Genomic DNA, 15190 nt, shown 5'->3' on the forward strand with positions numbered 1-15190 from the left:
CGGAAGGCCGGCACCCGGACGGGGCCGGCCTTCCGTGTCTCACCCGCCGGTCAGCACCCGGACGGCCTCGCGGACGTCGTCGGTCAGGTGGATCGTGTGCGACAGGTCGCCGAACGGGGACGCGGCGAACAGCGGCCGCAGCAGCGACTCCACCGGCAGCTCGGTGGTCCAGTACGTGCGGTCCAGGAAGACGTACGCCCCGCTCGCCCCGTCGGTGCCGTAGAACGTCTTGGTGGCCGCCTGGAACACCTCCTGCACGGTGCCGGCCTTGCCGGGCGCGAACACGATCCCGCCCCGGGCCAGCCGCAGGATGGTGTCCTCCCGGATGGCGTTGGAGAAGTACTTCGCGATCCGGCCCGCGAACAGGTTCGCCGGCTCGTGGCCGTACAGCCAGGTGGGGATGGCCAGCCCGCCGGAACGGGCCCACTCGGTGCCCGGCGCCGACGGGCGGGGCGAGGGCAGCGACGTGCCGTCCGCGTACCGCTTGCGCACCGCCAGCGCCGCCGCCGTGTACCGGTCGTGGTCGGTGAAGTCCGGCGCGACGGCGAGCACGTCGATCGCGGCGGACAGCTCCTCGGCCGGCCAGGCCGCGAGGAACGCGCCGAGGTTCGCCGCCTCCATCACGCCCGGACCGCCGCCGGTGACCACCAGGCGGTCGGCCCGCGCCAGCTCCCAGCCCAGCACCGCGGCCATCCGGTACGCGACGCTGCCGCGCGGCACCGCGTGCCCGCCCATCACCCCCACCACCGACTGCGGCCCGTGCGCGGCCAGCCACGACCGGGTGGCGTCGGCGAGCGCGTTGTCCACACCGTGGTCGTGCAGTCGCTGCCCGAGCGCCTCGCGTACGTCGGGCAGCGCGCCGCCGTGTGCCCGGAAGTGCGCGTACACCCGGGTGTCGTACATCTCGGCGAACCCGCCCTCGGCGAACCCGGCGGCCAGCTCGTCGGCGGTGTAGAGGTGCGACGGCTGGGTCGGATACGGCAGCCCGGAGAACGGCGGGACCACGTTGGCGCCCCGGCGGACCAGGTCCGCGCCCACCTCCCGGCCGGCGAAGCGGCAGCCCACGAAGAGCGTGCCGGTGACGTCGACGTCGCGCAGGTCGGGTACCGGGTCGAGGTCGAGGCGCAGGCCCTGCACGGTCAGGCCGGCCAGGGTGCCCCCGGCCAGCCGCTGCTCGAACGCGGTGCGGGTCTCGATCTCGTTGACGTGGGGCGCGTGCGGCTCGATGACGTCCGCGGGTGGTGGGGTCGGCACCAGGTCATCCTGCCCCCGCACGGCAAGTGCCGAAACCGGGGCGGGGAACGACAGGAGCCCGGCGGGCACGCCGCCGGGCTCCTGCATAACCGGGTCCTGGGGAGGCTCCGGATCTGTATTTGTAGTGCAAGAACCACGGCGGCGGCATGGGCCGCGGGTACGTGTGCTCCCGCCGCAGGCGTGACGAAACCCTCAGCCGTTCAGCCAACCGTCCGGGCGGGGCCCCTCGCGTACCCGTGGGCGAAGCGGGTTGAATGGGGCGATGCAGAACCTGTTGCCTGAGCCACCGGCCACCCTGCTCCCGACCCACGAGGAGGCCGACGCCGCGCTGGCGGCGGCGGCCGAGCAGGGCACCGACGAGGCGTACGCCGAGGTCGCGGCCCGTTTCCCGACCTACAGTGCGGCCTGGGCCGCGCTGGCCGGCCGCTCGCTCGCCGCGGGTCAGGTCGTGACGGCGTACGCGTACGCCCGCACCGGCTATCACCGGGGCCTCGACCAGCTGCGCCGCAGCGGCTGGAAGGGCCACGGCCCGGTGCCCTGGTCGCACAAGCCCAACCGGGGCTTCCTCCGCTGCCTCTACGTGCTGTCCCGCGCCGCGGGGGAGATCGGCGAGGCGGACGAGGCGGCCCGGTGCGCCCAGTTCCTCCGCGACTGCGACCCGGCCGCCGGAGACGCGCTCTCCGGCGACTGACCACTGCCGCGACGGCCGGCCCTCTCGTGGTCGGCCGTCGCGCCCGTCCTACAGCCCTTCCGCCACCGACGCGGCGATCTTCAGCCAGGCGTCCCGGGTGGCGGAGGAGAGCTGCCCGTACCGCAGCGGCTCGCCGGTGTCGATGAGCCGCTCGTACGGTGCCAGCAGCACCGCCCGGGTCCGCGCCGCGAAGTGGGCCTGGATCGCGGGCAGGTCGATCTCCTTGCGGGACGGCGGCATCGAGACCACTGTGACCGCCTGGCGTACCAGCCGCTGCCGGCCGCTCTGCTCCAGGTGGTCGAGCATCCGGGCGGCGGTCTCGGCCGAGTCGTTACGGGCCGACATGGTCACCACGAGCTGGTCGGTGGCGTCCATCGCGGCCTGCCAGTTCTGCGCCCGGACGTTGTTGCCGGTGTCCACGAAGATTAGCTTGTAGAAGCGGCTGACCACCTCGCGGATCTCCGCGAACGCGGCGGCGGTGAGCATCTCGCCGCCGGTCGCCGACTCGTCCGAGGCGAGCACGTCGAACATGCCCTCGCCCTGCGAGCGGACGTACTGCGACAGGTCGCCCACCCGGCCGTGCGGCCCCTGGAACTGGGCCAGGTCCCGCAGCATGTCCCGCACCGTACGGGCGTGGAAGTCCTGCTGGGCCCGCATGCCCAGGGTGCCCTGGGTCTCGTTGTTGTCCCAGGCCAGCACGTATCCGCCGCGCTTCTGCCCGAACGTCATGGCGAGCAGCAGGATCGCCACCGTCTTGCCGGCGCCGCCCTTCGGGTTGACCACCGTCACCTGGCGCAGCCCGCCGAAGTTGCGGCGGACCATCTCGATGTCGCGCTTCATCTCCTGCTCGTGCCGCCCGGGCGGGAGCCGGACCAGCCCGATCTTGTTGACCACCGCGCGTACGCCCATCGTGGCCACCGGGTCGACCGGCCGGGCCTGGCGGCGGCGGGCGAAGTCCTCGGCGGTCGGGGGTACCGCCTGCTGCGGTGTCCAGCCCTGCTCCGGGTGGGGCGCTCCGGGCTGAGGCGGCGGTGGCGGCACCACCGGGCCCGACACCGGCGCCTGCGGCGGCAGCGGGCCGCCCGGCTGCGGCTCGCCGGCCTGGGGCGTCCAGCCGGGCGGCGGGTACCAGCCGGGCTGACCAGGTTGCGGCTGGTACGCGGACGGCGGGTAGCCGTTGCCGTACGGGGACGGCTGCGCCGGCACGCCCGGCGACGGCGGGAACGGCCCGAGGCGGGGCGTCTGCTCGGACGCGCCCGGCCCTGCCGGTCCCGTACCGGATTCCGGTGACGGCTGCGTCCCGGCGACGGTGGCCCGGCCCGCGGCGACGCCGTCGGCGGGGAGGGCGTCGGACGGTGGGGACGGTGCCGGGGTGACAGTGGCGCGGCCGGACACCGTGCCGTCCTCGGGGAGGGCGTCAGGAGGCGGGGGCGGCGCCACGGTGGCGCGGCCGGACGCGGTGCCGTCGGCCTCCGCCGCCTCGGCCGGCGGAGCTGCTGCCTCGACGGGAAGCGGGTCCGGCGTGGTGGCGGAGTCCGACCCGGCCCGCTGCGGCGGCTGCGCCCACGGCGAGGCGGGCCGTCCGTTCCCGGCGCCGTCGCCCGCGGTAGCCGCTCCGGCAGTGCCGGAGGTGGGCGTGGTTGCCGGGACATCAGCCGCTGCCGGTGCCTGGGGCGCGGGGACGTCCGCCGCTGCCGGTGCCGGTGGCGCCGGGACGTCCGCCGCCACCGGCGTGGGAGCGTCGGCCGACGGGAGCGGCCAGGGCACCGACGCCCACGGCGGGATCGTGGCCGCCGCCGCGTCGGTCTCCTCCGGCGGCCACAGCGGCTCGACGTCCCGCTGCGGCACCTGCGGTCGGCCCGGTACGTGGGCCCGGTCGTCGTTCTCGTGCACCACGGTTCCTCCCCATTCCTTCCGCCGAGGATAGGCGGTCCGGCCAGCGCCGCGAGCCGGGTGGGGATCGACCGAGGTCAGCCCGTCCAGACCGCCCAGGCGCCCGGCTCGGTCCACCAGGAGCGCTTACGGCTCAGTTCGCCCTCGACGCCGTCGTCGAGGAAGGGCACCTTCTCGTCGCGGGGCACCACCGCCACCGCGCGTCCCCGCGCCCGGCGTACCTCCAGCCGGACCTTCTTCCGGCCCAACGCCGACCGGGTCACCACCGGTACGGCGACGCCCACCGTCACCCGCCCGTCGGCCGGATCCGGGCCGCCCAGCAGGTCCACCTCACCGAGGCGCGCGTACCCGCCCGCGTTGCCGATCGCGCACGCGGTGATCGGCTCCGAACCGTCGCTGAGCACCGTGCCGTCGACCTCGACCCGGGCCCGCCAGTGCAGCGGGCGGCCGGCGTCGTCGGCGGCGCCGAGCAGCGCACCGTCCAGCGTCACCGAGCCGCCGTCGTTGCGCAGCAGGTCGAGCCGCCGGGCGGTGCCGTCCAGCACCGCGGCGGCCACACCCGCCGGATCCCGGGGCAGCCCGAGCTGCGCGGCCAGGTCCCGCGCCGTCCCGGACCGGGCCGGATCGAGCGGGAGTACGCCGACCGGGGGCAGGTCGGGCACCGTACGGTCGTCGGCGAGGTCCGCGGGGCGGCGGCTCGGCGGCGGAGCGTACCGGCGCACCAGCCGGCGCAGGACGGCGCGCAACTGACCGTCACTCGCCGTGGCGACGATCAGCCGGGTCTTGCCGTCGGAATCGGGCCAGGTGAGTCCGTCGGCGCGCGGCGGACCGTCGAGGCGGGCCAACACCTCGTCGATCTCCTTGTCGGACCGCGCGGTCACGGTGGTCACCCGGGCACCCCGGGCGGTCAGCTCGTCGGCGCAGGCCAGCACCGGTACGCGCGGCGTCTCGCAGCGCTCCTCGCCGGCCTCGGCGGCGGTGTCGTCCGCGCCGCCGCAGCAGGCGCCGCCGCTGCCGCAGCCACCACCGGGAGCGTCCCGCTCCGAGCCGAGAGTGAGCAGCACCACGTCGTACACGAAGGAGCCTCCTGCTTCTCGACCAACCCCTGCTGGTCCCACCGTCACTACTTGTTAGCCTGACACCCCGGGCTCGCTGACCGGTCGCCACCTGGCACCCGAGCCTTCTGGAGGCGAGAAGATGCCAGCGATCGTGCTGCTCGGCGCCCAGTGGGGCGACGAGGGCAAGGGCAAGGTTACCGACCTGCTGGGTGAGCGGGTCGACTACGTCGTGCGCTACTCCGGCGGCAACAACGCAGGGCACACGGTGATCACGCCGGACGGCCAGAAGTACGCGCTGCATCTCATGCCGTCCGGGGCGCTGTCACCGAGCGCGATGATCGTGATCGGCAACGGCGTGGTGGTCGACCCGAAGGTGCTGCTGCAGGAGATCGACGGACTCGCCGAGCGCGGCGTGGACGTGTCCCGCCTGCGCATCTCCGGTGACGCGCACCTGATCATGCCGCACCACCGGGCGCTGGACCGGGTGGTCGAGCGCTACCTCGGCAGCTCCCGCATCGGCACCACCGGCCGGGGCATCGGTCCCGCGTACGGCGACAAGGTCGCCCGCATGGGCATCCGGCTCCAGGACCTGCTCGATCCGGGCATCCTGCGCAAGAAGCTGGAGCTGGCGCTCCGCGAGAAGAACCAGCTGCTGTTCAAGATCTACAACCGCAAGGCGATCGACGTCGAGGAGACCGTCGAGGAGTACCTCCAATACGCCGAGCGGCTGCGCCCGTACATCGCCGAGACCCGGGTGATGCTCTGGGACGCGCTCGACCGCGGCGAGACCGTGCTGCTGGAGGGCGCCCAGGCCACCATGCTCGACATGGACCACGGCACCTACCCGTTCGTCACCTCGTCGAATCCGACGGCCGGCGGGGCGTGCGTGGGCGCGGGCATCCCGCCGACCGCGATCACCAAGGTCATCGCGGTGAGCAAGGCGTACACGACGCGGGTGGGCTCCGGCCCGTTCCCGACCGAGCTGTTCGACGACAACGGGCAGCACCTGCGCAAGGTCGGCCACGAGTACGGCACCACCACCGGCCGGGAGCGCCGCTGCGGCTGGTTCGACGCCGTGGTGGCCCGGTACGCGTGCCGCCTCAACGGCGTCACCGACCTGGTGGTCACCAAGCTGGACGTGCTGACCGGCCTGGCAAAGGTGCCGATCTGCGTCGGTTACGAGATCAACGGCGAGCGTTTCGACGACATGCCGATGACGCAGACCGACTTCCACCACGCCACGCCGATCTACGAAGAGCTCGACGGCTGGTGGGAGGACATCACCAAGGCGCGGACCGAGGACGAGCTCCCGGAGAACGCGAGACGCTACATCGCGCGGATCGAGGAGCTGACCGGCACCCGGGTGAGCGTGGTGGGCGTAGGCCCAGGCCGAGAGGAAAACGTCCTCCGCCACCCCCTCCTCCCCTAACCCCACCCCGCCCCCTCCGCCCCGGGGCACTCACCCCGGTGATCAAGGAGTTTGTGTCCAGTTCGTCGTCGGATCCGGACGCAAACTCCTTGATCACCGGGGGTGGTCGCGGGCGGTCGGCCGGGGGAGGCAGTGGGAGGGTGGCTGTGGTTGTCCACAAGGTTGTCCACAGGGGTGTCGGCTGTGGGGTGGCGCGGGGGAGCCTGCGCGTGTGGGTGAATTCGGCGAACTGACGCGGCTGGCCGCAACACAGGGCGGGTTCGTGACGGCCGGGCAGGCGTTGCGCCTGGGCGTCGGCCGGGAGCAGATCCGGTACCTCGTCCGGTCCGGGCGATGGACGCGCATCTCGCGTGGCTGCTACCTGCCGTCACCGGCCGGGCCGGTGGCACTCCGGCGGGCCATGATCCGCGCCGCGATCGCGAGCATCGGGCCGGGTGCGGTCGCGGTGCTGGGCACCGCCGCCGAGCTGCACGGCATCGCCGGCCTTCCACCGACGGCCGCGATCCACGTCTCGGTGCCGCCGCATCGTCCGCACGTGCAGCGCCGGGCGGAGCCCAGCCTGACGGTGCATCAGTTGACGCTCGGTGACGCGGACGTGTGCCGGGCCGACGGCGTACCGGTCACGACTCCGGCGCGCACCGTTGCGGACGTCTTGCTGCGGGCGAGGCGCTACCCGGCGGTGTGCGTCCTCGACTCCGCACTCAACCAGGGCATCCTGGCCGAGAACGACATGTCCCTGGTGCTCGCGTACCTCGCCGGTCGCCGCGGGGCGGTCGCCGCTCGGGAGTTCCTGGCCGAGGCGGACGGCCGGGCCCAGTCGCCCCTGGAGACCCGCGCCCGGCTCCGGTGCGTCGACGGTGGCGTCCCGCCGGAGGTCCTGCAACTGCCGGTACGGGACGACGACGGCTACCTGCTCGGCGTCGGGGACCTGGCATGGCGCGGGGCGCGTCTGATCGCGGAGGCGGACGGTCGAGCCCCGCACCTGACGCCCGAGGCCGTCTACGCTGACCGCTTCCGGCAGAACCGCCTGGTCAACGCCGGCTGGCGGATCCTCCGCTTCACCTGGTCCGACACCCTGCGTCCCGACTACATCCCCCAGACGGTCAAGCACGCCCTCCGCCAGAGCCCGAAGCGCCGGTGATCAAGGAGTTTGCGGGCGATCACCCCTCAATCTGAGACGCAAACTTCATGATCGACGGGGTGGGGTGGGGTGGTCAGTAGGATGCCGGGCGTGCGCGTACTTCTTGTGGGTGGTGGTGGGCGGGAGCACGCTCTCGCGCTCGGACTCGCCGGGGATCCGGCTGTCGAGGCGCTCGTTGCGGCGCCGGGGAATCCGGGGATCGCTGCGGTGGCGCAGTTGCGGGAGGTGACACCCACCGACCCGGCGGCAGTGGCGGCCCTCGCCGTCGAGGTCGCGGCCGACCTGGTGGTCGTCGGTCCGGAGGCGCCGCTGGTGGCGGGCGTCGCCGACGCGGTACGCGCCAAGGGCATCGCGGTGTTCGGCCCGAGCGCGGAGGCGGCCCGGCTGGAGGGCTCGAAGACGTTCGCCAAGGACGTGATGACCGCCGCGGCGGTGCCGACCGCCCGCGCGTACACCTGCGAGGACGCGGCTGCGGTGGCGCGTGCGCTCGACGAGTTCGGTGCGCCGTACGTGGTGAAGGACGACGGGCTCGCCGCCGGCAAGGGTGTGGTGGTCACCGACGACCGGGCGGCCGCCGAGCGGCACGCGGCGGAGTGCGGCCGGGTGGTGATCGAGGAATACCTGTCCGGTCCCGAGGTCTCCCTGTTCGTGGTGACCGACGGCGAGGCGGCGGTGCCGCTGCTTCCGGCGCAGGACTTCAAGCGGGTCGGCGACGGTGACACCGGGCCGAACACGGGCGGCATGGGCGCGTACGCGCCGCTGCCGTGGGCCCCGCCGAACCTGGTCGAGGACGTGATGCGCGACGTGGTGCACCCGACGCTGGCGGAGCTGCGCCGCCGGGGCACCCCGTTCGCCGGCCTGCTCTACGTGGGCCTGGCGATCACCCCGTCCGGCCCGCGTGTCATCGAGTTCAACGCGCGCTTCGGCGACCCGGAGACGCAGGTCGTGCTCGCCCTGCTGGAGACGCCGCTGGGCGGGCTGCTGCACGCCGCCGCCACCGGCACGCTCGGCGCGCACCCGCCGCTGCGGTGGCGCGACGGCGCGGCCGTGACGGTCGTGGTGGCGGCCGACGGCTATCCGGCGGGCCCGCGTACCGGTGACGTGATCACCGGCGCGGACCGCGCCGGGATCATCCACGCCGGCACCCGCCGGGACGCCGACGGCACGTTGCGGTCCGCCGGGGGCCGGGTCCTCTGCGGTACGGCGACCGGGCCGGACCTGGCCGCCGCGCGCGACGCCGCCTACGAGTTGGTACGCGACGTGGAGCTGGCCGGTTCCCACCACCGCACCGACATCGCGGCGGCGGCGGTGGACGGCCGGATCACGATCCCGGGCTGACCGTCCCGCGTCGGCGGCCGGCCATCCGGTTGAGCACGTTCGCCGTGGCCCGCTCGATGCGCGGGTCGCGGTGCCCCTGCCGGTCCAGAGCCAGCGTCCAGCCGAGCGTGCCGCTGGCGAACACCACGGCGCCGCGTGCCGTCTCGTAGACGTGGCTGCTCTGGAGTCGTCGGCCGCCCTGCTGCGCCGGGTACGGCGACGAGCTGAGCGTGGTCCCGGCGGGCCGGGCGAGGGCCGCGTGCAGCCCGTCCGCCTCGCCCGCGACCACGCCCGGGATGCGGTCGCCGTCGGCGACGCCGGTGCCGGACCACACCCAGTTGTCGGCACCGCGCACCACCAGCGGCTGCGGGGTCAGCACGATGCCGTTGTACTGCACGCCGAGCAGCGCCTGTTCCGGCCGGTCGAGGTCGCGCCACGTCACAGTCGGGTCGCCGGTGCCGGCGCCCGGGTCGGGGAGCGTCTTGGCGCACTCCACGATCCGTTCGGGGCGGCCGCCGGCGGCGGGGCGTACGCGGGCGTGCCAGTAGACGCTGTTCGCGCCGAGGAACGCGAGGCTGGTGCCCCCGTCCAGGCCGACCTCGGTGGCGCGGCGCATCTCGGCCGACCAGTACTCGTCGTGCCCGCAGAACACCAGGCCCCGGTACCGGGCCGGGTCGAGTCGCCCGGAGTGCAGGTCGAAGCTGGTGGCGTAGCTGACGTCGTAGAGATTGCGTTCCAGCCACCGGACCGCTGCCTCGTCGCGGTCGAAGTGGGTGGGCCGGCCCGCGTCGGCGTACGGGCGGTCGAAGGAGACCGCACGTGCCCGCAGCGCCGGGTCGCGCCGCCCGTCGGGCCGGTAGCCGTTGTAGAGGCTCTTGCCGAGCCGCCGGTCGCGCGGCCACTGGTTGTACGCCTGCCAGGTGGTCACCGGTAGCACCACGCAGAGCGCGGCCGGGCGCCTGTCGTCGCGCACCACGAACGGAGTGCACGCTCGCCAGCCGCCGGCCGAGGTGAAGACCGCCTGGTAGAGGCCGGAGGTCCAGCCGTGCGGGACGGGCAGGCGCCACGACACCGGCCACCGGCAGGCGAGCACACCGGTGTCCGGGTCGGCGACCGGCACCGGTTGCGGCACGCCGCGCAGGTCGGGGCTGGTCAGCAGCGTGCGGGCGCCCGCGCCGTCGTACCAGCCGATGCGGTGCACGCTGATCCGGAACCGGCCGCCCGGGTTGACGGCGACGTGGAAATCGATCACCTCGCCGGGGGCGACGCTCGTCGTCGAGGCGTACCCCTGGATCTGACGCCGCCGGTCGTCGGCGGCCCGGCCGCCTTGCTCGGGCCACCACGGCTCACCGGCGGCGCGGTTCTCCCGCTCGACGGGCGGAACCGGCCAGCGGGTGGGTGGGTCGTCGGGCCGGCCGTGGACCGGGTCGAACGAGCCGAGCGCGGCGGCGGACGCGCCTCCGACGAGGAGGCCGAGCGCGGTACGCCGCCGAAACCGGTCCATTGTGGTTCTCCCCGTTCCCCGTCCGGTCGGGAGAGAAGGTAGCACCGGGCGGCCGGGGCTGTCTGTCCGATGTTGATCAATCGAAGTAGCGGCGCAGCTCCCGGGTGAGCACCTTGCCGGTGGCGTTGCGCGGCAGGTACTTGACGAACACCACGTCGCGGGGCACGGAGAAGCGGGCCAGGTAGCGCCGGACGTACTCGCGGACCGCCTCCGGGTCGAGCGTCTCGCCGGCCCGCAGCGCCAGGAACGCGGCCAGCCGCTGACCGTAGTCGGGGTCCGGTACGCCGATCACGGCGACCTCGCGGACCTGCGGCAACCGGGCGATCAGATCCTCCACCTCGGACGGGAAGACGTTCTCGCCACCCGAGACGATCATGTCGTCCGCGCGGCCGTCCACGAAGAGCAGTCCGTCGGCGTTGAGCCGGCCCAGGTCGCCGGTGTCGAGCAGACCGTCGCGGCTCTCCCGGCCGGTGCCCGAGGTGTAGCCCTCGAACAGCATCTCGTTGCCGACGAAGATCCGTCCGACCTCGCCGTCGCGGACCGGCCGGCCGGCCTCGTCCAGGATGGCCAGCCGGGTGCCGTGCGGCGGGCGGCCCGCGGTGGTGGGCGCGGCGCGCAGTTCGGGCGGGCCGGCGATGGAGGCCCAGGACACCTCGGTCGAGCCGTAGAGGTTGTAGAGCACGTCGCCGTACCGGTCCATGAAGGCGGTGGCCAGGTTGCCGGGCAGCGCGGATCCGCTGACCGCCACCACCTTGAGCGGCGGCCGGGGCTGCGGCGGCGCGACCTCCATCAGCCGTTGCAGCATCACCGGTACGGCGAACATCCCGTCGCACCGCTGGTCGACGAGCGCGGCGAGCGTGGCGGCCGGATCGAAGCGCCGGTGCAGCACGACAGTGGCGCGCAGCGCGAACGAGACCTGAAGTGCGGCGTACCCCCAGGTGTGGAAGATCGGCGCGGCGATCATCACGGTGTTCTTCGCGTGCAGCGGGATTCTGTCGATGATGGACACCAACGGGCCGAAGCCGTGCGGGGTGGGCCGGCGGGCGCCCTTGGGTGCGCCGGTGGTGCCGGAGGTCAGCACTATGGTGCGGCCGTCGCGCTCCGGCGGCTGGAGCTTCTCCCCGGGCACGGCGGCGGCGATCAGCTCCTCCTGCCCCCGCTCGTCGACCCGGTGCAGCTCGGCCGGGAGGCCGAGGACGCGTTCGGTGAACTCGCCGTCGTGCACCAGGACGCGCAGGCCCTGTTCCTCGGCCACGGTCACCAGTTGCGCGGCGGACAGGCCGGTGTTGACCAGGACGGCGTCCGCGCCGAGCAGCATCGCTGCGACTATCGCCTCGATCAGGCCGTGGTGGTTGCGGCAGAGCACCCCCACCCGGTCGCCGGTCTGCACGCCGAGGTGGGAGCGCAGCGACCGGGCCAGCCGCTCGGAACGGTCGAGCAGGTCCTGGTACGTCATGGTGGCGCCCTGCTCGTCGACCACGGCGACGCGGCCGGGGTCGCGGGCGGCGGCCTGGCGCAGCTCCCCGGCGAGGCTCCAGCCCCACCGGCGCAGCGCGTTGAGCTGGGAGACCACGCGGATCGGTCCACCCGGGGCGAGCAGTCCACGTCGGGTCAGCGTGGCGGCGATGAACGGCAGGTCCACGGCGCAACTCCTTCGCGTTCGTGGTTCGTCGACCAGGCTCCGGACGGTCGGCCGTCCGGTTCGGCGTGATCTTGTGCCCGATCGCGGTTCGGGTCGGCCCGGGAGCGGCGGCCCGGCCCGCGACGACTCTCGTGCCGTCACGGGTCGGGCCGCGGCCCGCCGGTGGTCAGCGGATCTGCATCCCGGAGATGGCGCGGGAGATGACCAGCCGCTGGATCTCGGAGGTGCCCTCGAAGATGGTGTAGATCTTGGCGTCGCGGTACCACCGCTCGACCGGGTGGTCGCGCAGGAAGCCGGCGCCGCCGAGGAGCTGGACCGCCTTGTCGGTCACCGAGACGGCCACCTCGCCGGCCTTGAGCTTGGACATCGAGCCCTCGCCGGCGGTGAACGGCCGGTTGTTGCGGCCCATCCAGGAGGCGCGCCAGACCAGCAGCCGGGCCGCGTCGATCTCCATCTTCATGTCGGCGAGCGCGAACGCGACCGCCTGGTTTTCGATGATCGGCCGTCCGAACTGGACCCGCTCCTTGGCGTAGTCCAGGGCGTACTCGTAGGCGGCGCGCGCCACGCCGAGCGCCTGCGCGCCGACCGTCGGGCGGGACAGCTCGAACGTCCGCATCGCTGCCTGACCGGAGGCGCGCTGCCCGGACCGGGCGCGGGCCAGACGCTCGTCGAGCGCGTCCTTGCCGCCGAGCAGGCAGCGGCCGGGCACCCGGACGTCGTCGAGGAAGACGTCCGCGGTGTGCGAGGCGCGCAGCCCCAGCTTGCGCAGCTTGCGGGTGGCGGCCAGACCGGGATTGCCTGGGGGTACGACGAAAGCGGCCTGGCCGCGCGAGCCCAGCTCCGGCTCGATCGAGGCGGTCACCACGTGCACCCCGGCGATGCCGCCGTTCGTGGCGTACGCCTTCTGTCCGTTGAGCACCCACTCGTCGGTGGCCTCGTCGTAGACGGCGCGGGTACGCATCGAGCCGACGTCGGACCCGGCCTCCGGCTCGCTCGTGCAGAACGCGGCGACGGCCGGGGAGTCGACGTCGCCGAAGCACTGCGGCACCCACTCGACGAGCTGGTCGGGGGTGCCGGCGCCGTAGATCGCGGCGACCGCGAGGGAGGTGCCGAAGATGCTCAGGCCGATGCCGGCGTCACCCCAGAAGAGTTCCTCGCTGGCGATCGGCAGGGAGAGGCCGGTGGGGTCGGCCCAGCAGGTGGCGAGGAACTCGAACCCGTACAGGCCGACCTTCGCGGCCTCCTGGATGATCGGCCAGGGGGTCTCCTCCCGGGCGTCCCACTCGGCCGCGGCCGGGCGCACGACCTCGGCGGCGAAGCCGTGCACCCAGTCGCGAAGGTCCCGCTGTTCCTCGTTCAGGTCGAGCGAGAACTCGGCCATGTCAGGCCTTGGGGATGTCGAACAGGTTGGCGATGTTGGCGGCCAGGCCCAGGTCGCCCTTGGCCTTCAGCTTGCCGGTCATGAACATCATCACCGGGTTGGCGCCACCGGAGACGATCTTCAGGAACTCGACCGGGCCCATGGTGAGGCTCAGCTTCGGGTCGCGGGTCGCGGTCTCCGAGACGGTGCAGGTGCCGTTCTCGATGACGATCTCGTAGGTGTCGGTGCCACCGTCCGGACGGCCGGTGATGTTCCAGTGGATGACCGCGTTCGTGGCACCGGCGCGGTCGGCGCGGAACAGCGTGGGCATCCGGTTGAAGACCTCGCTGAGGATCTTGCCGCGCGCGTCACCGGACATGATCTCGGCGATCTTGGCGTCCGGCGTGGACTTGACCAGCTGCGCGAATTCCTTCGGGCCGACGTTCGCGAAGTTGGCCGGGTCGAAGTCAGTCATGGGGGATTGCACCTCTCGGGCGGGGCCACTTTGGTTACTCTGGCGTAACCTTACGCACGGGTAGGTATGCTCGCAAGGGTGTCCAGCACGCCGACCTTCAAGCGCCTCCCCCGCGCCGTACGCGAGCAGCAGATGCTCGACGCGGCGGTGAAGGTGTTCTCCCGCCGCGGCTTCCACGCCGCCAGCATGGACGAGATCGCCGACGACGCCGGCATCTCCAAGCCGATGGTGTACGCCTACCTCGGCACCAAGGAGGAACTCTTCATCGCCTGCCTGCACCGGGAGAGCACCCGGATGATGGAGGCGATCGCCGGCGCCGCCGCCCCCGACCTGCCCGCCGACGAGCGGCTCTGGCGCGGGCTGCGCGCGTTCTTCGGCTTCGTCGGCGCACACCGCGACGGCTGGGCGGTGCTCTACCGGCAGGCCCGCGGCTCCCAGCCGTTCGCCGCCGAACTCGCCACCATGCGGGGCCGGCTGGTCGAGGTGGTCGCCGGGATGCTCGACCACGCGCTGCGCGCCTCCGGCCGCGAGGTCGGCGCCACCGACCTGGAGGTGGTCGCGTACGGGCTGGTCGGCGCCAGCGAGTCCCTCGCCGACTGGCTGGCCGACCACCCGGAGGCGGACGCGGGGAAGACGGCGACGCGGATGATGAACGTGGCCTGGCTCGGCGCCGACCAGCTTCTGCGCGGCGTCACCTGGCATCCGCCGGCGGTGTAAGGAAGGGCCTCTTCTTGACGTCTCCGGTAGAGGAAGGGTCCCTTCTTGACACCTGCGGTGCGCGGCGCCCCCGGGCCCAGCGCGCCACCTCCACCACCAGCGTCACGGTGAGCGCGAGCCCCAGCCCGAACAGCAGGCCACGAACAGGGTCCCGCTCGAAGGCCAGCCCACCGAGATAGCCCACCGACGCCGAGTAGGTGCCCCAGGTGGCGGCGGCGAGCGCGTCGAAGGCGAGGAACCGCCGTCGGGGAAAGCGGGTCGCGCCCATGGTGAGGGTGACCGCGGTCCGGCCACCCGGCACGTACCGGGCGACGGTGAGGATGAGTCCGCCGCGCACGGCGATCCCGCGCCGGGCCCGGTCCACCGCGGCCCGCCGACGGCTCTCCCGTGGCAGCCGGTCCAGCAGCCGCGCGCCGCCGTGCCGGCCGATCGCGTAGGAGACGTGGTCGCCGACCAGCGCGCCGAGCGCGGCCACGCTGATCACCAGCGGCAGGTCCGGCTGGCCGGTGGCCGCGAAGACGCCTGCCGTGATGACAGCCGTCTCGCTCGGTACGACGGGGAAGAACCCGTCCACGACGGCGATGGCGAACAGCGCCAGGTAGACCCACGGCGAAGAGATCGTGTCGTGGAGCAGTTCGAGAGCGGCATCCATGGCGTCGATGCTGGTCCGGCCGGCGTCCCGGGGAATCTGCCGTCGGTCGGCCGTGGG

Annotated in this window: 13 protein-coding genes; 5 read left to right on the forward strand and 8 right to left on the reverse strand. The window is 73.5% G+C overall.

All coding sequences use genetic code 11. The annotated features are described in order from the left end of the window. Positions 1-39: 39 nt before the first annotated feature. Complete coding sequence (locus O7546_RS29680) at positions 40-1254, reverse strand: hypothetical protein (RefSeq protein ID WP_194800168.1); 1215 nt, start codon at positions 1252-1254, stop codon at positions 40-42. A gap of 262 nt (positions 1255-1516) precedes the next feature. Here O7546_RS29680 and O7546_RS29685 point away from each other — a divergent pair, with 262 nt between their 5' ends. Next, positions 1517-1945 (forward strand): DUF3151 domain-containing protein, encoded by a 429-nt coding sequence (locus tag O7546_RS29685; RefSeq protein WP_194800167.1) that lies wholly within the window; start codon positions 1517-1519, stop codon positions 1943-1945. Between the two features lie 48 nt (positions 1946-1993). Here O7546_RS29685 and O7546_RS29690 read toward each other — a convergent pair whose 3' ends face one another. Together O7546_RS29690 and O7546_RS29695 are read right to left on the reverse strand one after the other, a co-directional pair. Beyond that, on the reverse strand, positions 1994-3841 hold the full coding sequence (locus tag O7546_RS29690) for a chromosome partitioning protein (RefSeq protein WP_194800166.1): 1848 nt from the start codon (positions 3839-3841) through the stop codon (positions 1994-1996). Positions 3842-3915: 74 nt separating this feature from the next. Then, positions 3916-4914 carry a diacylglycerol kinase family protein gene (locus tag O7546_RS29695; RefSeq protein ID WP_281600291.1) on the reverse strand — a complete coding sequence of 333 codons (999 nt, stop codon included), beginning with the start codon at positions 4912-4914 and terminating at the stop codon, positions 3916-3918. A gap of 121 nt (positions 4915-5035) precedes the next feature. Between O7546_RS29695 and O7546_RS29700 the strand changes: the two genes are divergently transcribed. The 3 genes from O7546_RS29700 to purD all read left to right on the forward strand — a co-directional run bounded on the left by O7546_RS29700 (position 5036) and on the right by purD (position 8804). Next, positions 5036-6325, forward strand: coding sequence for an adenylosuccinate synthase (locus O7546_RS29700; RefSeq protein WP_120572356.1), 1290 nt, complete (start codon positions 5036-5038; stop codon positions 6323-6325). A 211-nt stretch (positions 6326-6536) separates the two neighbouring features. Then, positions 6537-7466 carry a type IV toxin-antitoxin system AbiEi family antitoxin domain-containing protein gene (locus O7546_RS29705; protein WP_194800164.1) on the forward strand — a complete coding sequence of 310 codons (930 nt, stop codon included), beginning with the start codon at positions 6537-6539 and terminating at the stop codon, positions 7464-7466. 90 nt (positions 7467-7556) lie between these two features. Continuing rightward, positions 7557-8804 (forward strand): phosphoribosylamine--glycine ligase, encoded by a 1248-nt coding sequence (gene purD, locus O7546_RS29710; protein ID WP_281600292.1) that lies wholly within the window; start codon positions 7557-7559, stop codon positions 8802-8804. Here purD and O7546_RS29715 read toward each other — a convergent pair. The 4 genes from O7546_RS29715 to O7546_RS29730 form a co-directional block, all read right to left on the reverse strand. Next, positions 8788-10287 carry a N,N-dimethylformamidase beta subunit family domain-containing protein gene (locus O7546_RS29715; RefSeq protein WP_281600293.1) on the reverse strand — a complete coding sequence of 500 codons (1500 nt, stop codon included), beginning with the start codon at positions 10285-10287 and terminating at the stop codon, positions 8788-8790. The two genes, purD and O7546_RS29715, sit on opposite strands and share 17 nt — an antisense overlap. Before the next feature lie 76 nt (positions 10288-10363). Continuing rightward, positions 10364-11929, reverse strand: a complete 1566-nt coding sequence (locus O7546_RS29720) for an AMP-binding protein (RefSeq protein WP_281600294.1) — start codon at positions 11927-11929, stop codon at positions 10364-10366. A gap of 166 nt (positions 11930-12095) precedes the next feature. Then, entirely contained in the window at positions 12096-13310 is a 1215-nt protein-coding gene (locus O7546_RS29725) for an acyl-CoA dehydrogenase family protein (RefSeq protein WP_281600295.1), read from the reverse strand. Position 13311: 1 nt separating this feature from the next. Continuing rightward, complete coding sequence (locus O7546_RS29730; protein ID WP_194800159.1) at positions 13312-13764, reverse strand: SCP2 sterol-binding domain-containing protein; 453 nt, start codon at positions 13762-13764, stop codon at positions 13312-13314. Positions 13765-13842: 78 nt separating this feature from the next. Between O7546_RS29730 and O7546_RS29735 the strand changes: the two genes are divergently transcribed. After that, the gene (locus tag O7546_RS29735; RefSeq protein ID WP_194800158.1) at positions 13843-14481 is read left to right on the forward strand and encodes a TetR/AcrR family transcriptional regulator; all 639 of its coding nucleotides are present in this window, start codon (positions 13843-13845) and stop codon (positions 14479-14481) included. Here O7546_RS29735 and O7546_RS29740 read toward each other — a convergent pair. Beyond that, entirely contained in the window at positions 14456-15133 is a 678-nt protein-coding gene (locus O7546_RS29740; RefSeq protein WP_269697930.1) for a DedA family protein, read from the reverse strand. The genes O7546_RS29735 and O7546_RS29740 overlap by 26 nt on opposite strands. Between the last annotated feature and the right edge of the window lie 57 nt (positions 15134-15190).

The sequence above is a fragment of the Micromonospora sp. WMMA1976 genome (assembly GCF_027497335.1).
Classification (GTDB): domain Bacteria; phylum Actinomycetota; class Actinomycetes; order Mycobacteriales; family Micromonosporaceae; genus Micromonospora; species Micromonospora aurantiaca.